The sequence below is a fragment of the Psychroflexus sp. MBR-150 genome, from assembly GCF_053628795.1.
Genome location: NZ_JBRJHB010000006.1, coordinates 124,852 through 145,107 on the forward strand (window position 1 = coordinate 124,852; position 20,256 = coordinate 145,107).

Annotated in this window: 11 protein-coding genes and 2 rRNA genes; 9 read left to right on the forward strand and 4 right to left on the reverse strand. The window is 33.5% G+C overall.

Annotation, left to right across the window (positions count from 1 at the left end; translation table 11 throughout):
* Positions 1–36 precede the first annotated feature (36 nt).
* Positions 37–1,656, forward strand: a complete 1,620-nt coding sequence (locus ACSSV5_RS05305) for an ABC transporter substrate-binding protein (protein WP_454245056.1) — start codon at positions 37–39, stop codon at positions 1,654–1,656.
* Between the two features lie 580 nt (positions 1,657–2,236).
* Positions 2,237–3,586, forward strand: a complete 1,350-nt coding sequence (locus ACSSV5_RS05310) for a dihydrolipoamide acetyltransferase family protein (protein WP_454245057.1) — start codon at positions 2,237–2,239, stop codon at positions 3,584–3,586.
* A gap of 533 nt (positions 3,587–4,119) precedes the next feature.
* On the opposite strand, the gene ACSSV5_RS05315 is transcribed toward ACSSV5_RS05310, so the two are convergent.
* The gene (locus ACSSV5_RS05315; RefSeq protein WP_454245058.1) at positions 4,120–7,368 is read right to left on the reverse strand and encodes a T9SS type A sorting domain-containing protein; all 3,249 of its coding nucleotides are present in this window, start codon (positions 7,366–7,368) and stop codon (positions 4,120–4,122) included.
* A 431-nt stretch (positions 7,369–7,799) separates the two neighbouring features.
* Between ACSSV5_RS05315 and ACSSV5_RS05320 the strand changes: the two genes are divergently transcribed.
* The 7 genes from ACSSV5_RS05320 (at position 7,800) to ACSSV5_RS05350 (ending at position 18,133) form a co-directional block, all read left to right on the forward strand.
* Positions 7,800–10,958: a TonB-dependent receptor gene (locus ACSSV5_RS05320; protein WP_454245059.1), complete on the forward strand. Its 3,159-nt coding sequence runs from the start codon at positions 7,800–7,802 to the stop codon at positions 10,956–10,958.
* A 123-nt stretch (positions 10,959–11,081) separates the two neighbouring features.
* Positions 11,082–11,396: a hypothetical protein gene (locus ACSSV5_RS05325; protein ID WP_211065832.1), complete on the forward strand. Its 315-nt coding sequence runs from the start codon at positions 11,082–11,084 to the stop codon at positions 11,394–11,396.
* 77 nt (positions 11,397–11,473) lie between these two features.
* Positions 11,474–13,885, forward strand: coding sequence for a TonB-dependent receptor (locus ACSSV5_RS05330; protein ID WP_454245060.1), 2,412 nt, complete (start codon positions 11,474–11,476; stop codon positions 13,883–13,885).
* A gap of 43 nt (positions 13,886–13,928) precedes the next feature.
* Complete coding sequence (locus ACSSV5_RS05335; RefSeq protein WP_454245061.1) at positions 13,929–14,492, forward strand: type 1 periplasmic binding fold superfamily protein; 564 nt, start codon at positions 13,929–13,931, stop codon at positions 14,490–14,492.
* A gap of 179 nt (positions 14,493–14,671) precedes the next feature.
* Entirely contained in the window at positions 14,672–15,745 is a 1,074-nt protein-coding gene (locus ACSSV5_RS05340) for a glycosyltransferase family 4 protein (protein ID WP_454245066.1), read from the forward strand.
* 13 nt (positions 15,746–15,758) lie between these two features.
* Positions 15,759–17,123, forward strand: a complete 1,365-nt coding sequence (locus ACSSV5_RS05345; RefSeq protein ID WP_454245062.1) for an O-antigen ligase family protein — start codon at positions 15,759–15,761, stop codon at positions 17,121–17,123.
* Positions 17,123–18,133 (forward strand): glycosyltransferase family 4 protein, encoded by a 1,011-nt coding sequence (locus tag ACSSV5_RS05350; protein ID WP_211065827.1) that lies wholly within the window; start codon positions 17,123–17,125, stop codon positions 18,131–18,133. The genes ACSSV5_RS05345 and ACSSV5_RS05350 overlap by 1 nt, the downstream gene beginning before the upstream one ends.
* Positions 18,134–18,135: 2 nt before the next feature.
* On the opposite strand, the gene bshC is transcribed toward ACSSV5_RS05350, so the two are convergent.
* The 3 genes from bshC to ACSSV5_RS05365 all read right to left on the reverse strand — a co-directional run.
* On the reverse strand, positions 18,136–19,779 hold the full coding sequence (bshC, locus tag ACSSV5_RS05355; RefSeq protein WP_454245063.1) for a bacillithiol biosynthesis cysteine-adding enzyme BshC: 1,644 nt from the start codon (positions 19,777–19,779) through the stop codon (positions 18,136–18,138).
* Between the two features lie 129 nt (positions 19,780–19,908).
* Positions 19,909–20,017 (reverse strand): 5S ribosomal RNA (rrf, locus tag ACSSV5_RS05360).
* Positions 20,018–20,149: 132 nt separating this feature from the next.
* A 23S ribosomal RNA gene (locus tag ACSSV5_RS05365) occupies positions 20,150–20,256 on the reverse strand; the annotation flags it as partial.

A 20,256-nucleotide genomic window follows, 5' to 3' on the forward strand; every position in this document is an offset into this window, starting at 1 on the left:
TTTGCAAATATATTAACTATAAACGTCTTGAAAAAATTGAAATTCAAAAGATTATACATAGCTTTCGTTCTTGGCTTGGTTGCACTTACCGCATGTCAAAATAAAAATAAGCCAAATCAATCGCATTTAGTCTTTCGCTACAACGAACATTCTGACATTACTTCTTTAGATCCAGCTTTTGCCAAAGACCAGCGTAATATTTGGGCAGTTCACCAACTTTATAACACTTTGGTCGGCTTAGATGACAGCTTAAACATCAAACCCGAATTAGCCAAATCATGGAATATTAGCGATGATGGATTGACTTTTACATTTAAACTAAGAGAAGATGTTTATTTTCAGCAAAGTGAAATTTTTAAAAACAAAAAACGCCAACTTTCTGCAAAAGACGTTGTCTTTAGTTTAAAACGGCTAACAAATCCTGAGCTTGCTTCGCCTGGTTCTTGGATTATGAAACCTGTAAAGTCTATTAAAAGCCTTGATGATTTTACTTTAGAAATCAAACTCAAGGAAAATTTCCCTGCATTTCTCGGTTTGCTCAGCATGAAATATTGTTCTGTAGTGCCTCGAGAAGTTCAATCAGGCAAAATTGACTTTAGAACCAATCCTATTGGCACAGGTCCGTTTCAATTTAAACGCTGGATACCTCAAGAAAAACTGGTCTTTAGAAAAAATCCTTTGTATTTTGAAACCGATAGCACAGACCAACAACTGCCCTATTTGGAAGCTGTGGCCATCACGTTTTTGCCTGATAAGCAAAGTGAATTTATGCAGTTTGTTCAAGGCAATTTAGATTTTATGAGCGGATTAGATGTGTCTTATAAAGATGAATTGTTGCAAGCTAACGGACGGCTTAAAGCCAAATATAAAAGTAAAATCATTTTAGACAAATCACCTTATTTAAACACAGAGTATGTTGGTTTTTATTTAGCCGATTCAACATCAGACATTCATCACAAAAGCTTGCGTCAAGCCATTAACTATGGTTTTGACCGGCAAAAAATGATAAAATATTTAAGAAATGGTATAGGCATTCCAGCTGAACAAGGCATTATTCCAAAAGGTTTACCTGGATTTGGTGGCGTTCAGGGTTTTAGCTATCAACCCGAAAAAGCCAAAACATTGGTTCAGCAATACATTCAAAAAACTGGCGATAATAGCCCAGAAGTTACCATATCTACAAATCCATCTTATGTTGACTTAATCGAGTTTATGCAAGCTGAATTAGCAAGCATTGGCATCAAAGTTAATGTTGATGTTTTGCCAGCATCAACTTTGAGACAAAAACGCTCATCGGGGCAATTAGACGCTTTCAGAGCCAGTTGGATAGCCGATTATCCAGATGCTCAAAATTACCTCAGCCTTTTCTATAGCAAAAACAAAAGTCCAAATGGTCCAAATTACACGCATTTTGAATCTCAACTCTACGATAGCATTTATGAAAAAACTTTAAAAATATCAGAACAAAAAAAACGGCCTAAGTTTTATCGTCAATTAGATTCAATAATTATCAGCCAAGCCGCAGTTATTCCTTTATTTTACGATGAAGCCGTTAGGTTTAAGCAAAAAAATATCAAGGGTTTAGACATCAATCCCATCAATTTATTAGACTTGAAGAAAGTTTGTAAAAAAAAGCCTATGGATTCATCAAATTAAATTTTCCATAAGTTCGACTAACAGCATATAATGATTTTTCAATTTCTATAAACTGTGAGACCGTATGGCTTGCAAACCACAGCCCAGGGTTTAAACCGTGGGCTATGAAAAAGCCAATCGTTTCAAGGGTTTTAAATAGTTGGATTGGAGCCATTCTATTTATAACATCGTGAGTTCGATACAAATTCCAAAAAAATATATTCATATAAAATACAGATGTTTATTCATTTGTCATGTTGACAGAGTGAAGCATGAGCGACGAGACATCGCAGTAGGATGAGATTTCTCCTTATTCTTCGTTACCAATGACAAAATTTGCTAACAAAAAAATATAATTATTTGATTTACAGCTTTCAATAAATCGAACTCAGGTTATAACAAATCCGAAATCTATAACTTTAAATTATGACTTTCTGAGAAAACCCTATTTAAATGGAGCTCAAAATTTGATAAATTAAACATGACCAAAATCCTTTAAATCAAAAACCGAATACTAATATTTAGAAAAAAATTAAAACAATACCGCTTAATTTTTACTAATTTCGCAAACGTAAATATAATCTCAATTTTTTTTATCAAAATGGCAAAAATAGAACTCAAACTTCCAAAAATGGGCGAAAGTGTAGCCGAAGCAACATTGACATCATGGCTAAAAGAAGTAGGCGACAACATAGAAGCAGATGAACCTGTTCTTGAAATCGCTACCGATAAAGTTGACTCTGAAGTGCCAAGTGAAGTTGACGGCAAATTGATTGAAAAACGCTTTGAAGTTGACGACGTGATTAAGGTTGGTGAAGTCATTGCCATTATTGAAACCGAAGGCGAAGAATCTAACGATAACAAGTCTGAAAATACTGCTGAAGTAGAAACAGCTACACAATCAGAGTCTGTAGAAGAAAGTGTTGAAACCGCTGAAGCTTTGATGCAAAAAGCAAAAGAGACGATAAAACCCGAAGCTCAAGATTTTTCTGATGCAAAACGATTTTATTCACCTTTAGTAAAAAATATAGCCAAAGAAGAAGGCATTTCCTTAGACGAATTAGAAAAAATTGAAGGCAGTGGCAAAAATGGTCGTGTAACCAAAGATGATATGCTGGCTTATGTTGAACAACGCCAAACTTCAAGTCAAAAAGACCTCACTTCAAGTTATACAAAAGATGAAACTACAACGCCAAAACCAACATCAACAGCCGATATTCAAACACCTGTCAATATCAATGCTGAAGATGAAGTGACAGAAATGAGTCGCATGGGTAAACTCATCTCAAAGCATATGATTCACAGTACGCAAACTTCAGCCCATGTGCAATCTTTTATTGAGGTTGATGTTACAAAAATTTGGAATTGGAGAAATCAACACAAAAAAGCCTTTCAAGAAAGAGAAGGCGAAAAACTGACATTTACGCCAATCTTTATGGAGGCTGTTGCCAAGACCATCAAAGATTTTCCTATGATAAACATCTCTGTTGATGGAGAAAATATTGTAAAACATAAGCATATCAATCTTGGTATGGCTGCCGCTTTACCTGACGGCAATTTAATAGTACCAGTTATTCACGATGCTGATCAGTTAAACTTACTCGGTCTAGCCAAAAAAGTAAATGATTTAGCTGGACGAGCAAGACAAGGCAAACTTAAACCCGATGAAACCCAAGGCGGTACTTACACCGTAACCAATGTAGGAACATTTGGTAGCATTATGGGAACGCCGATTATCAATCAACCACAAGTTGGGATTTTGGCTCTCGGTGCTATCAGAAAAGTGCCTGCTGTCATTGAAACTAAAGATGGTGATTTTATTGGTATTCGCTATAAAATGTTTTTATCTCACAGTTACGACCACCGCGTGGTTAACGGTGCTTTAGGCGGTCAATTTGTGCAACGTGTGGCTCAGTATCTTGAAAATTTTGACGAAAATAGAAGTGTCTAAATATTGATTATTTAGAGTATCCTCATTCTTCTATAAACTTATAGGGAAGAAATTGAAATCATAGAAAATGGATAAATCCATTCACAATCGAATATTTGCAAACCACAGCCCACAGCTTAAACCGTGGGCTATGGAAAATGCACAATCCCAACCGTTTCAAGGGTTTTAAATAGTTAGATTGTAGCCATTCTAATTATAACAACGTGAGTTCGATATAAATTCCAATAAAATATATTCATATAAAATATAGATATTTAATCATTTGTCATGTCGATAGAGCGAAGCATGAGCGATGAGACATCTCAGTAGGATGAGATGTCTCCTCATTCTTCGTTCGAAATGACAAAAATTGCTAACAAAAAAATATAATCATCTGATTTACAGCTTTCAATAAATCGAACTCAGGTTATAACAAATCCGAAATCTATAACTTTAAATTATGACTTTCTGAGAAAACCCTATATAGACACTTCCGTTGGTAGAATTTATTATCTATTAATTTGTGTAACTAAAGAATTAATTCGTTTTAAATTTTATTCAACAATTAGTTTATCAGTGAATTGAAATTGTTGAGATTTTACTTTCACAACATAAACACCTCGAGCTAAATTAGCAACATCAATTTGCATTTCATTATTTAAAACTTCTTTAGCATCAATTTTTATAATTTCTCTGCCTTGCAAATCGATAATTGTAACTTGGGCTTGATTTAAATTTAAAGTTCCAAAATTGATATTCAAAAAGTCATCCGTTGGATTTGGATAAATTTTTATTTGATTAGCAAACTCATGGTCATTTACAGCAAAAGTTTCTTCTTCAAATAGGATATTAAAACGATCAAAAGCCATACTTTCAGGAATAGTTTCATCTATTGAAAAATTGACTATATTGATTTGGTTGTCTTGTAAAAAATGAGTTGTGTTTAAATAAGTATCTTCTAAATAAACATCAATTCCTGGAAAATCGCCTATTTCAAATTCAAAAGTGTAATTTGTACGTCGGTATTGATAAGTCAATAAAGGTAAAGATTCGCCATCTACGGGCAAATCTCTATTTTCGATAGCCCATATTTGATTGTTAGCTAATCTTGCCAAGGTTTCATCGACATTATAAAAGGCTTGTGCATCAAACTGATCAAAATTATTATCAAATTTATCATTAAATCTAATTTGATTAAATGCCAATGGTGTAGATATGCCATAATCTGCTGCAGCAAATAATTTGGTATAAATATGAGGAAAAGGTGAAATACCATCAGTACTAAAAGTATTGGTTTGTGTGGCATTAACATCAATCATATTTTCATTAAAATTAACCGATGCTGATCCATTTGATGATGTTCTGATGAATGCAGCTTGATAGGGTTGTAAGAAGTTGTTGATATCGCTTGAACCCGAAGCTCCACCGCCAATAGTAAAATCTACCTCATCAACATTGTATGTTACAAAAGCTCCTCTTCCACCAGATTGGCCGTCAACAGGTGTACCGCCAAGAGTAGGATCCCAAATGGTATAAAATCGATCTACATTATTAGAATTGTCTATCAACTGTTTGACGTTTACCATAGCATGATAAGGATTACCCACCAAACTCCAATCTTGAGAAGTAGAAGAAACACTTTGAGATAAACTTCCGTTCTGAACAGTTCCTGTTGAACGAAGTTTGGTATCAGTTGGCGGAGTAGAATTATTAGTGATATCGAATAAACCGTTAGTAGCATCTTTTCTGGCACCTCTAATCATAAGACGATAGGGTTGACCCGCATTTAGAATTGGTGTATTTGGACTTGAATTGTTTTCTGTTTCTAAAACGGCTACCCAAGATTGTGTAGAATTGTCAAAACTATACATAGATGCATTACCAGAAGGTTGCCAATCCAAACCATTATATTGATCGCCATCGCCTGGTGTAGATGTAAATCCACTACCTGGCACTTCACCAAGACCTGTGATATGTGTTCCATAATTATTGGGCACATTACTGTCATTATAGGCCGTTGCTCCTTCTTGCCAGTTATCATGAATACTGGTTGAGGTTGTGGTAGATGCACTGACCAATCTAAAAGCTCGTCGTGCAGGAAAACATTGTTCTACAGTAATGTCTCCTGAAATCGTACCATTGATAGCATCTATTTGTGCTGTTTTTCTTGGCGTAAATGAGCAAACCATAGAGATAACACCATTGGTGATTAAATTACCTTGCCTTATATCTAAAACTTCTTTAATATTCATGGTAGAATTAACGGTAACACCTCCAGAATTTTCAATGGTGAAATTTGCCACATCAGGATTAACAAAACCAGATGGAATATTTTGTGCAGAATTATCAGACATATACAATTCAGAGCCTGTAGCACTGGCATCTATGATTGCTCCAGAAACTACATTGGTCAATGAACCATTTAAAGCCAATAAAAATCCGTTTAATACAATACTGGTTGAACCGCCCATTGTCAAATCTCCTACTCCAGCATCTTGATCAAGTATAGGATAATTTGGTCTTCCATCAGGTATATTTACGGCATTGTTGCCATTTGGGATTGTAGCAGGACTCCAATTGCCAGTATTGCTCCAATCGCTATTCACATCACCTGTCCATAGTATGTCATTACAACCTGTTGCGTTACCAATAACAGTTGTTAAAGCATCGTCTAAACCAGCAAAACTAAAACGGATAACGTGATTACCTCCAATTGTAAAATTCAAATCATTAAATGTGGCTACACCCGTACCATCTGTTGCTTGTGTAGTTGTGCCAGCAAGACTTCCAGGACCAGATTCTAAGCTTGCTGTGATGTTTAAGCCAGTTTGAGCAACAGCATTCCCGTTTTGGTCTTCAAGTTGCACTTGAATTTGGGTTGGTAGGGTACCATCACAATTTTGATTTGAAGGTTGCAAAACCACATTTAATTGTGTAGCTACACCTAAGGATGGCTCGTTAAAAGCTATAAATGATGGATCTGAAGTTCCCCCTGGACTATACAATAATGCTCTAGCATTGGCAGCATTGGCTGTAGTGATGCCGAAATCAGCTAAATCAACCGCAAAAAAATAAATATCTCTTGGTGTGTTTATAAAGCCAGTATTAGTCTGCGTAGAGTTAAATTCATAAAAATCCGCTATCCTGCTACCTACAATAGGTTCTTGTGATATATTGAGTGTAACAATGCTGCCAACTGTATTTCCAGCCGAATCTACAAACCTTAACTGATCAATATTAGTAGCTACAGGTTGTGCTGCTTGAGAAACCAAAATATCGGGTATGCCATCACCTATATTAGCAGCTGTTATACCCGCAGAGCTCATATTAAAACGAGCCGTTGTTCCTGATGGTATATTAGTAACATTAGTCCCTAAGTCTAAACCTTGAATCCCGTCTGTAAGAAAAGAGGCGACTTGGGTGCCATTTGTTATGGCCTGAAATGGCTGAGTAGAACTGTTATCAACACCATTATCTATACCATCGGCTAGCTGACCTAAGCCAATAAAATAACTAGAACTCCCTGTTGTAGGCAATGTAGCTATTGGTAAAGCACGCATGGTTAACGCTGTAAAACTAACCCCATTGTTTGTTAATTTAGTATCATTGACACCAGTTGAAAAAACGGTACCCCCAAATCTAAATGCAAGCAATTCATTAGAATTGTCGGGTTGCACAGGACTGATACTTGTAGATGATGAGTTCCAGAAACCACCATAATTAGTCCAAACTTCTGTAACGTCTTGGGCGTTCATACAAAAAACACAGGCCAAAAATAATACTGAAGTAATTTTAAATTTCATAAAATTGGTTTTATGGCAAATGTAATATTTTTTATGTTTAATTTGTTTGATTTAAAAAAATATTTATTCAATATTCTGAAAATAATTACCTTAAACAATTATAACCACATAATCTCAAGATATGATTAACGAGGCTGTAAGCATAAAACTAATAAAAATTTACTGACCAAAGGATTATAATTATAACTATTTTACCTCTTTACTATAAAAGAAGAAAAACGTTTTAATAAGACATACACACCATTGCTAAAGATTATTTACTTTCATGGTATCTCAATCTGGGCAGCTGTGCTACTTTTATAAATAAAATTAATCATTTTTAAAACAAACATATTTTTTTATCAACAATATTATGTTAACAAAAAAACAATATGATGTTATCAATACGTTAATGAAATTGTAAGTTTGTGTAATTTAAAATCCATATTCTTATGAAAAAAATTATACTTTCCATTTTACTATTTAGTTGTGCATACGGTTTTGCACAAGTCACAACATCAACAATTACAGGTGTTGTAAAAGACGAACAAGGTCAAAGCTTGCCAAACGCCAATGTCATTGCTGTCCATCAGCCTTCTGGCACAAAATATGGGAGCATCACCAATTTTGATGGTCGCTTTAGGCTTAACAATATGAAAATTGGTGGTCCTTACTCAATCAAAATTTCGTATGTCGGTTACCAAACTTTTGAAACCAAAAATATTAATCTAGAATTAGGAGAGACATTTAATGTAGAAGTTACTTTACAACCCGAAGCCAATAGCCTTGAAGAAGTAACGATAACCGTTTCGGATGACCCCACATTTTCTAGTGAAAGAACAGGAATGTCCACTCAAGTGACATCAAGAGACATCAAACGGCTACCAACAATATCCAGGTCATCACAAGACTTTACAAGACTTGAACCCACAGCTAGTGGAAACTCATTTGCGGGAAGAAATGATCAATACAACAATTTCTCACTTGACGGCGCTATTTTTAATAATCCTTTCGGATTAGATGCAGCCACACCAGGTGGTCAAACTGATGCTCAACCTATCTCATTAGATGCTATTGACCAAATACAAGTCCAAACCGCACCTTATGATGTAACTCTTGCAGGTTTTACAGGAGCATCTGTTAACGCAGTAACCAAAAGTGGTGACAATACCTTTAAAGGAACCGCTTACTCCTTTTTTAGAAATGAAGATATAACAGGTGGTAAAGTTGAAGGTCAAGATGTGTTTAAAGCTGATCTTGAACAATTGCAATATGGTGTAAGTGTCGGCGGTCCAATTATAAAAGATAAATTATTCTTTTTTGCCAATTTTGAAAAAGATGATAGAACAGATTTAGGAAGTTCGTTTGTCCCTAATCGCGGAACAGGAGCAATCAACGAATCTCGTGTTTTAGTTAGTGACTTAGTCGCTGTCAAAGAAGCTTTGGCTGCTGTAGGTTATGACACTGGCGCTTTTGAAAACTTCAATTATGATTCTGAATCGACCAAAGGGATTATTAAATTAGACTGGAATATCAACCAAAACCACAAAGCCGTTATCACATACAATTTTCTTGATGCTTCAAAACAAAAACCAGCTCACCCAACAGCTTTAGGCTTTAGAGGACCAAGTGCTTCTACTTTACAATTTGAAAACTCAGGTTATGAAATCAACAATGAGTTGAATTCTGTGCAATTTGAATTGAATTCTACTTTTGGAAACACTGTTTCTAACAAACTTCAAATGGGTTATACCTCTTTTAATGATTATAGAGACCCATTATCTTCTCCTGCACCTGTTATCAATATCCAAGATGGCAATGGATCAAATTATATAGTTGCTGGTCACGAGCCATTTTCTATCAACAATTCGCTAGACCAAAAAGTGTTTCAAATCACAAACAATACCAATATATTTTATGGCAACCACACCTTTACTATTGGGGTTTCATTTGAAAAATTTGAATTTGATAACTCTTTTAATTTAGCAGGTTATGACAATTTTGGCAATCCAAATGGTTATTATGGTACTTTCAATGCTTATCCTTCTGTAGATGCGTTTCTTGCAGATGCTACTGCAGGTCCAAATTCTGCATTAGTCAACAATTTGGAGTTTGCTCAAAATGTTTTTGAATCGAGAAATGCCGCAGGTGTTGGTAATGATGGTGGCTGGAAATTAGCAGAAACCAACGTAGGTCAGTTTGCATTTTATTTTCAAGACGAATGGAATGTTTCAGATGATTTTAAATTGACCTTAGGTCTTCGATTTGATAAACCGATGTATTTTGATACCGACGAAAAAATACAAGATTTTATCGATACTGACAACGGTGCAACAGTTGACCCAACCACAGTGTATTATAATCCACAAACCAATGAGCCTGTTACTTTAAACTCTACTCAATTACCAACGGATAAAATTTTATTCTCACCGAGAATGGGTTTCAATTGGGATGTTAAGGGCGATAAATCTCTGCAAGTTCGCGGTGGTACTGGTATTTTTACAGGAAGACTTCCTTTTGTATGGATAGGCAATCAAGTCAGTGGTGCCGACCAAGGTTTCTTTCAAATTGTTGATCCCGATTTTAAATTTCCACAAGTTTTCCGTTCAAGTTTAGGAGTTGATTACAAATTTAATCATGGATTAATCGTTTCAGGAGACTTTTCATACACCAACGATGTCAACGCAGCTCACGTTCAAAACTGGGGCTTAAAAGAACCAAGTGGCAGAGTTGCTGGCGTTGACTTTAGAGAATATTATTTAGATTCAGACAAAGGCGAAAACAATGCTTATGTGTTTACCAATTCTGATAAAGGTAGAGTTTATAACTTGGTGGCTTCTGCTAAAAAAACTTTTAATAATGGATTGTATGCTATGTTGTCTTATAGCTATTTGAATTCAAAAGACGTCAATTCTATAGAAGCAGAAATTACAGGTGATGCATTTAGTTTTAATCCAACAGTTGGAAATGCCAATAATGATGTTTTAGGATATTCAAAATATGGCGATACTCATCGTTTTATTGCTGTAATATCTAAGGCTTGGACTTATGGTAATTCCAATCAATGGGGTACAACTATTTCTAGTTTTATAGAATACGCACAAGGCGGTCGGTTTAACTTTACTTATGCTGGAGACATCAATAACGACGGTAGTGCAGTTAACGACTTGATTTACATCCCAACAGTTGAAGAAATTGGTCAAATGAATTTTTCTGGTCCTGGACAAGCGGAAGCTTTTAACCAGTTTATTGAGCAAGATGATTACTTGAGCGAAAATCGTGGAGAATATTTTGAACGCTACGGTGCATTAGCCCCTTGGAGAAGTACAGTTGATATTAAACTCCTTCAAGATTACAACTTCAAGATATCTGATAATAAAACCAATACTATTCAATTTAGTTTAGATATCCTAAATTTTGGAAACCTGCTCAACTCAGATTGGGGTATTGTTGAAGAGCCTTTTAATCAACAACCAATTGGTGTAAGTGTTGACCCAAACACGCTTGAACCTACATATACTTTCAATCCTGAAAATCAAGAAACCTTTGTTACTAATAGTAACTTGTTATCAAGATGGAGAATGCAATTTGGTTTGAGATATATCTTTTAAATTTTTTTAAATATTTTGGTTTAAAAAAAGCTGTCTCTGTCGGGCAGCTTTTTTATGTTTAGATTTGAGTTAAAAAAAATTAAAACGATAACTACATCAATTTATTTAGATATATTTGCTCGGATGATGTTTCTAAAAAAACATATTGCTTTATTTCTACTATTTGTAGTAGCCCTATATAGTATAGATTTGCATGGGCTTTCACATGCATTTAGTGATGATAATTCCAATAATGACAAGCCGTGTAAAATTTGTATTTTACACCATCAATATCAAGAAAACTCAGTTTCAATATTACCAGTAAATGATTATTTTGAAAATCAATTGCTGTTAGAAAACATCGATTCAGAAGCTAATTCCTCTACTTATAAATTCTTTTACCAAAACCTTTATTTCGAAGGTCAATTATACAATAAACCACCACCACAACTCATATAATTATTTCGTTTAAATTTTTTAAAACACTGATTTTAAACATAAAGCAGTGTTTAATTTCTCGTTAATTAATTATATGTATGAATAAGATAAATTTTATTTCATTTCTTTTTTTTATTATTTTTTCGTCAGCTAATGCACAAGATTGCAATTTAAGCTTAAAAGGTTATGTGATTGATTTACACGATAATTCTGTATTAGAAAATGCTGTGGTCAAAATCAAAAACATCAATCAATACGTTTTAACCAACAATAAAGGCTTTTATCAACTCGATGACCTTTGTCCTGGCGAGTATGAACTTACAGTTTCTCATGTGCAATGTCAAACTCAAACAAAAGAAGTCGTTTTGAATGAAAACAAAACGATAAATTTTTCATTAGAACATCATTTAGAAAGTCTCAACGAAGTTTTGATTAAAGGAGAACTCTACAATTCTAAAGATAAATCTGCCATTTCAGCTCAAATATCGCACGAAACTATAGACCAATTTAGTAATGCTACACTTGGCGATGCTATTTCTACTTTGCCTGGTGTTTCGTCTTTAAACACAGGAAACACAATTGTAAAGCCCGTTATTCAAGGTCTGCACAGCTCTCGTGTATTGATTATCAACAACAACGTGAGGATGGAAGATCAGCAATGGGGCGTTGATCACGCACCAAACATCGATATCAATTCAGCGGCTAATATTACGGTTATCAAAGGTAGTTCAGCCCTTGAATATGGTGGCGATGCTATCGGTGGCGTGATTATTGCCGAGCCTCAAAAAGCCCCAGTAAAAGATACCTTGATGGGAAAAACCATCCTTACAGGAGCAAGCAACGGACGTGGCGGAAATGTTTCGACAAACTTGTTAAAGGCATATAAAAACGGTTTGTATTTTAAAGCTCAAGGCAGTTTTAAACGTATGGGAGATCTTGAAACTCCAGACTATATATTATCAAATACAGGTATGAAAGAGCAAAATTTTGCTTTAGGATTTGGCTTGAACAAAATCAACTATGGGTTTGATGCCTTTTACTCAAGATTTGATACAGAAATTGGCATTCTAAGGGCTTCACATATAGGCAATGTTGGCGACTTAGTCAATGCTATCAATAGCCAAGAACCTAGTTTTACTGACGACTTCACATACAATATCAATGAACCCAAGCAAGATGTCGTTCACCAACTGTTTAAAGTAAACGCTTTTAAAAAGTTCAAAAACTTTGGACAACTCGATATACAATACGCTTACCAAAACAACAGGCGTAAAGAGTTTGACGTCAGACGAGGTGATCGCTCGGGAATACCTGCTTTAGATTTAGAACTTCAAACGCACAATTTGATCACTAAATTAAAATACGATAGGTCTGACAATTTTTCTTCTAAAATAGGAGTTGAATTGACTTATCAAGACAATTTTCCTAATCCTGATACTGGCGTAAGACGATTGATACCCGATTACGAAATGTATAAAATAGCAGGTTTTTGGACAGCCAACTATCAAGCTTCTGACGATTTATTTTTTAATGCGGGTGTGCGATATGATTTTACAAATATTGATGCCCAAAAGTTTTACCGTTTGAGCCGTTGGGAAGAACGCAACTATCAAGCCGATTTTGCAGACATTATTGTTCAAGATTTTGGCTCTCAACTTTTAACTAATCCAAATTTTGATTATCATAATGTTTCAGCCAATTTGGGGATGCAATATAATTTTAATAACTGGGAATGGAACACCAATATCGGTACGGCTTCTCGAGCACCAAATCCTTCAGAATTGTTTAGTGATGGTTTACACCACAGTATAGCCAATATAGAAGTTGGTGATTTGAGAATTGATAGCGAGCAATCTTATAAAATTTCAACGCAAATCAAACGAAAATTTAACAATTGGCAGTTTGATGTTTCAACGTATTATAATTTTATTGATGATTATATTCTGCTTGAACCCAACGGAATTGAACAAACCATTAGAGGCGCTTTTCCCGTTTTTGAATACAGACAAACCAATGCCAGACTATTTGGTGTAGATGTGAATGTTGACTATCAGTTTAACAACGATTTATCACTGAACTCAAATTTTGCCTATGTCAATGGTGAGGACACATCAAGAAACAGAGCTTTAATCAATATGCCACCAGCGAATTGGCAAAATAGCATTAATTATCATATCCAAAAATGGCATAATTTGAATTTGTATTTGAGCAGTCAATTGGTGTTTGAGCAAACCCGTTTTCCAGATGATAATTTCACAACCCCTATTCTCAATACAGAAACAGGTGATTTTGAACAAACGCTTGTCAACATAAGTCAGCCGCCAGAGGCTTATCACTTGATGAATTTTAGAGCTGAGATGCCTTTTCAACTCAGTTTTGCAGAGCTTCAAATTGCACTTAGTGTCCATAATATTTTTGATACCAATTATAGAAGCTATTTGAATAGACAACGATTTTATGCTGATGAAATCGGGAGAAACTTTGTATTACAACTCAAACTCAATTACTAAAATATATACTTTTTCAAAAATTTTTAAACCAATAAAATACCTTATGAAATTTTATAAAACTTACAGTTTAGCTGTCCTGATAACATTCATTTTCTTATCCTGTTCTAACAATGATGATTTACCTGAAATCATTAATGAAGAAGAAGTGATTACCACCGTCAAAATCACTTTAACAGACACAGATGGCAATCAAAAGATATTAAAACGCGTAGATTCAGATGGTATTGGTCCAAATGAGCCTATTTCTTTAGTTGACCAATTGGATACGAATACGCAATACCAAGGAAGAATTGAATTTTTAAATGAATTGGCAACACCTGCAGAAGATATAACAGCAGAAGTTGCAGAAGAAGATGATGAACACCAAGTGTTTTATGTACCTTCATCTAATTTAGATGCCACAATAAGTTACAACGACCAAGATGCCAATGGCAATCCAGTTGGTTTAGAGTTTACTTTAACAACTGGTGATGCAAGTAGCGGATCTTTAACTCTTCTTTTAATTCACCTACCGATTAAAGAAGCCTCTGGCGTGAGCGATGGCAATCCGACCAATGCTGGCGGTGAAACTGATGTAGAAGCTGTGTTTTCGGTTGATATTTTATAAGAATTGGTCTAAATTCTTATCAATAAAAGCTCTTAAAATATAAAATGTTTAAGGGCCTTTTTACTATCGCCTTTTTTTGAAAGATAAATAAAATACATTTTATATAAATGAGGATATAATTCCCTATTTTTGGTTTTTTAAAATTTGGTAACATCAAAACTTTAAAAGTCGTACAGATTATAGATTCTCTTGATGCTGGTGGCGGAGAGCGGATGGCTGTTCATCTGGCTAATATTTTATCTACAAAATTAACAACATCTGCATTGGTTTGTACGAGACATACAGGCATTTTAGAAAAGGATTTAAACAAACAAGTAAAGTTTAAATGTTTATACAAAAAAAGGGCTTTAGATTTCAAAGCTCTTATCAGGTTAAGCAAGTTTATTAAAGCTCATAAAATCAATATCATTCACGCCCATAGCACGTCTTTTTTTATAGCAACTTTATTAAAAATAAAATACCCGAAAATTAAAATCGTTTGGCATGATCATTATGGTTTTAGTGATAACTTAGAAGAAAGACCTATTGCTGTTTTAAAGTTGTCATCAATATTTTTTAATCATATTATTTCAGTTAATGAAAAATTAAAATCTTGGGCATTGCAACACTTATTATGTAAAAATGTAACTTATATTCAAAATTTTAGTTTAAAAAACAACAATTCTCAATCAATTTCTAAGCTAAGATTAAAAGGAAATGCTAAGGCAATCAAAATTATTCACATTGCAAATCTAAGGCCACAAAAAGACCACTTGACTGCTTTGAAAGCAATAAAAAGGGTATTGGATAAGTCTTATATTGTAAGCTATCATCTCGTTGGTGGCTATGATTTAAACTCAGAATATTATAAAGATATTATCAATTTTATTCAAGACAACAACTTAGAAGATAATGTATTTATTTATGGAAGTCAATCCGAAATATCTAACTTGCTTAAACAAGCTGATATTGCTATTCTAAGCTCAATATCTGAAGGTTTGCCCGTCAGTTTAATAGAGTATGGACAAGCTCAACTTCCCGTAATTGTAACAGACGTTGGACAATGTAAAGATGTAGTCGGAAACCATGCAAAAATTATAGATGCCAAAGATGATGAAGGGCTTTCAGATGCTATAAAATATTATATCGAAAACCCTAAGGAAGCAACATCATATGCGATAAAATTGCGTAAAAAAATTTCAAAAGAATACGATCCTGAATTTATAATTAATAAAGTCATAAATATTTACACCAAGGCATTAAAAAAGGATTAAATAAATTTGCTTTATGAATCAAAGCCTAAAACTAACTCAAAAGATTAAAAAACCTACGGATTTACCTTATTTGAATGAGGTGATTTTTCATGGAGTAATCGGCTTTGCTATTTATGCGTTTAGACCACTATCTCTGATTTATACATTAGGGATTTTAATATTTTTTATATTAAAAATTATTCGTAATCCTAACAATCCCTTTATTATAATTCAGGCGGCTGCTTATGTGGTGGCTGCTGAAGTATTTTTAAGAATGACAGGCGGATTTATATTTTATGAAACTGGAAAATATTCAGTCATTCTTTTTATGATTTTTGGGCTGTATTATCATAATTTTAAAACATCTGGTTATGTATATATAGTCTTTCTGCTATTGTTATTGCCCAGTGTGATTGTTACATTTCTTGACATCAATTACGAAACTAATTTTAGAAAAACTATTTTGTTTAACATAAGCGGTCCTTTAAGCCTGTTTGCTACTGCACTATTTTGCTACAAAAGAGAGATTAAATTAAGCGTGTATTTAAGAACCTTAGACACCATGGTTCTTCCTATTGTAGCAATGGCTGTTTATTTGTTTTTTTACACACCTGATTTGCAAAAAGTTGTAACAGGTGCCGATGCAAATTTTGCAGCTTCTGGTGGTTTTGGTCCAAATCAAGTATCGACTATTTTGGGCTTAGGTATGTTCTGTATATACGTCAGACTATTTTTGACCTACAAACATCGGTTGCTTAGGCTTGTTATGTATGGTATTTTAGCATTTATAAGCTATAGAGCTTTGGCTACGCTGTCTAGAGGTGGTGTTTTAACAGCTGTTATTATGTGCTTTTTATTTACGATATCATTCTTAAGATATGCTACGCCTCGAGCAAAAGCTAAAGGAGTTGCTAAAATAATAGTTATAATTTTAGGAGCTATCGCAGTATGGTCAGTAACTCTTGTGGCAACAAACAACATGCTTTACAATAAATATACAGACAGAAATGCAAAAGGTGTAAAACAAGGAGACATCACAACGGGTAGAGTTGAAATTGCCGAGACCGAATTTGAAGCTTTTTTCAAAAATCCAATATTTGGAATTGGTGTAGGAATGGCCAAATTTTATAGGGCAAAAACAGAAGGTATAAAAGCGGCATCTCATAATGAAGTAACAAGGTTGATTTCTGAACACGGCTTTTTTGGAATTTTAAGTATTCTACTTCTGATTGGAGTGCCTTCTATACATTTTTTAACTGACAATAGAAATATCTTTACTCTACCATTGATTGTTTTTTGGTTTCTTACCATAAATCACTCTGCTATGCGTATAGCTGCACCAGGGTTTATATACGGTCTTGGTTTGCTTAAAGTCACTTTAGATAATTCAGATAAATAATGAATAAACGTATATTATATTTAGGCAATAAGCTTTCACAAAAAAACAGAAATATAAGCACAGTTGAAAGCCTTAGTAAAAATTTGGAAGAATTATCATTTGAAGTAAAATCATATTCAAATCAAAAAAATAAAATTTTGAGATTATTTTCAATGTTGTATGCTATATTCAAGCATAAACATTTTGATTTTGTGTTAATCGATACTTACAGCACATCAGCCTTTTGGTTCGCTTGGACTTCTGCCAAGGTTGCAATGCTTGTGAATTTAAAATATATCACTATTTTGCATGGTGGCAATCTTCCCGATAGACTTAAGAAAAATGAAACTATTTGTAAATCTTTATTTTCAAAAGCTTATATCAATATCTCACCATCCAATTATTTATATGAAGTTTTTAAAGATGCTGGGTTTACTAATTTAAAATTAATCCCCAACTCTATTGAAATCAAAAATTATGCTTTTAAAAAAAGGGGAAAAATAAAGCCTAATATTTTGTGGGTCAGAGCATTTGCTGATATTTATAATCCTATTTTAGCTTTAAAAGTACTTAAACTTCTGCTTAAAGATTTTTCTCAAGCAAAATTAAGCATGGTTGGACCTTTTAAAGACAATTCAATTGATGAGTGTAAAGCATATGCTGAAAAACATCAACTTCCTGTTGAATTTACAGGCAAAATGGCTAAAACTGAGTGGATTGATTATGCCAAAAATTTTGATATTTTTATCAATACAACTAATGTTGACAATACTCCAGTAAGCGTAATTGAGGCTATGGCATTGGGTTTGCCTATTGTTACAACCAACGTTGGCGGACTACCTTATTTATTAAAACATCAAAAAGAAGCCCTTTTAGTCAACCCAAACCAAGTTGAAGAAATGTATGAGGCTATTTTAAATTTACTTCACAATCAAGACTTAGCTCAACAACTCTCAAAAAACGGAAGACAACTATCCGAAACTTTTGATTGGGAAGTTGTGAAGCACCAATGGAAAGATGTTTTAGAATAACATTAATTAGAATTGTTAAAAAATTCTTTTTCAATTGTTTTGGGTATAGTTTCTAACTCAATAAGTGAAAAACAAAAATCAAATGGATTCAAATTTTTAATTAACTTTGGTATTAATTCTTTACCATAAGAAACATAAAATTCAAAAAAATTAGAATGCCTTTCTTGTAAATTACCTTCTGGAAATAACTCATTTTGAATTTTTGTTAAACGTTTGAGCTCATCATCTAATTTGCGTTTTTGTGCTTTTAAGAGACGTTTTTCAAGCTTATCTAAACCGTTGTGTTGTTTTTTTTCTTGTGCCGCTACCGCATTTAAAAAAGTTTTATCCGTTTTTTCAGCTAGTTCATATAAAGATTTGAATTGTTTAGAAAGATGCTGTTTACAATCAGAAAAATCAATCTTAATCTTTGATATCCGTTTAGTATGTTGATTTGTTAACTCGGTTTGTGATAGAAATAAATTGTTAATATCAACTTCAAGTTTATTAAGTTTTTTATGTGTTTTTTTAGAAAACAATAATGCCGAATTTCTCATTTGTAACATAGGAAAAGTAACCCCATAAGATTGGAATGAAGATTTTAATTGAAGCCAGTAAGAAAGCTCGCCAGCACCACCAATATACGATAAATTTGGTAATAATACTTCTTGATATAAAGGTCTAAAAAGAGCGTTAGGCGAAAAGCATTCAGGGTGATTTTCTATTTCTGATTCAATCTCAGATTTATTAAAAGAAATGTCTGTATTATTTACATAAAACTTATCATTTCTATAAATAATCCTTTCTCTTAAATTATTAGTTTTATAAAATAAATTTATCTTTCTTGGTGTAACCTGTTTATGGTAATTATTTTCCAATAATTGGTCAGTAGCTTTTGAAGTATTATAGTGCATCTTTTGATCAAATACTTCACTTTTTATATAGTTTTTTATACATGATTTTAACTTTGGATGATTAGGCTCTAATAAAACCAATCCATAATCTTTAAAAAGTTCATTATATAGATATAATGTTGCATCAGATAAATTAGCATGTTTTAAATAAGAATCTTCAAATAAACTCAACAAATATGCTGAGTTATCATTTTGGGGTAATAATGTTTTAAGCTCGTTATAAACTTTAGAAAACGAACAAATTTTAAGTTCACCTACAGCACCAGAAGCTTTATCAGAAGTCCATTCTAACTTTTTATTCTTAAAATTAAAATGATTTATTTCTTCAAAATCATGATCTTCAGATGCCAACCAAAAAATAGGTACAAAATTATATTTTGGAAAACTTAATTTTAAGTCTCTACAAGTGTTTATGACAGAAATTATTTTGTAAAAAGTATAAATAGGTCCTGTAAAAAGATTAAGCTGATGACCCGTAGTTATTGTGAAAGTGTTGTTTTTTTGTAATAAATCAATATTATTAAGAGTAAGTTTAGATGTTTTGATTTTGCCATATTGATTATTTAAAACATCAACTAGTATTTTACGATTAGAATGGTTGAAATTCTTTAACTTTTCATTGATTTGAAACTCAAAATTTTTAATATGAGGGAATCGGTTGAAAAAAGGTTTAACTGTTTTATTTTGTTCCAGATAATCTAAAAAAAGATTTGCATATCTGTGAGTTTGCTTATAATCCAAACAGTCAACCATTATTTATTTTTTTGACAAATATAAAGGCTAGTGATGTTTTTAAAAGTCATGTTAAGTATATTGTAACATCTAAAAAGTGAAATTATAAAAAAAGCCACTTCAATTTTTTGAAGTGGCTTTTAATTTAAAAGAAGGCGACGACCTACTCTCCCACGGATTGTAGTACCATCGGCGCTAACGGGCTTAACTGCTCTGTTCGGAATGGGAAGAGGTGAGCCCCGTTGCTATAGTCACCTTAAGTTGCCTCCCTTAATCCCTCCAAAGGAGGGAGATTAGGAAATATCTTAAAAGCCTCCCCGTTCCTCCCTTTTGGGGAGGTTAGGTGGGGCTTTTTATGTCATACTGTAATAATAAAAAGAGCAATACTGGTATCAAAAAGTTAAACGGATGATTAGTACTACTCGGCTATGACATTACTGCCTTTACACCTGTAGCCTATCTACCCTATCGTCTTTAGGGATCCTTAAAAGAAATCTC

Bases quoted from the DNA above. Each gene is read 5' to 3' on its own strand.
- ACSSV5_RS05335 (WP_454245061.1), top strand. From the start codon at position 13,929: ATGAAATTTTATAAAACTTACAGTTTAGCTGTCCTGATAACATTCATT.
- ACSSV5_RS05315 (WP_454245058.1), bottom strand. From the start codon at position 7,368: ATGAAATTTAAAATTACTTCAGTATTATTTTTGGCCTGTGTTTTTTGT.
- ACSSV5_RS05330 (WP_454245060.1), top strand. From the start codon at position 11,474: ATGAATAAGATAAATTTTATTTCATTTCTTTTTTTTATTATTTTTTCG.
- ACSSV5_RS05325 (WP_211065832.1), top strand. From the start codon at position 11,082: ATGATGTTTCTAAAAAAACATATTGCTTTATTTCTACTATTTGTAGTA.
- ACSSV5_RS05320 (WP_454245059.1), top strand. From the start codon at position 7,800: ATGAAAAAAATTATACTTTCCATTTTACTATTTAGTTGTGCATACGGT.
- ACSSV5_RS05350 (WP_211065827.1), top strand. From the start codon at position 17,123: ATGAATAAACGTATATTATATTTAGGCAATAAGCTTTCACAAAAAAAC.
- bshC (WP_454245063.1), bottom strand. From the start codon at position 19,779: ATGGTTGACTGTTTGGATTATAAGCAAACTCACAGATATGCAAATCTT.
- ACSSV5_RS05310 (WP_454245057.1), top strand. From the start codon at position 2,237: ATGGCAAAAATAGAACTCAAACTTCCAAAAATGGGCGAAAGTGTAGCC.
- ACSSV5_RS05345 (WP_454245062.1), top strand. From the start codon at position 15,759: ATGAATCAAAGCCTAAAACTAACTCAAAAGATTAAAAAACCTACGGAT.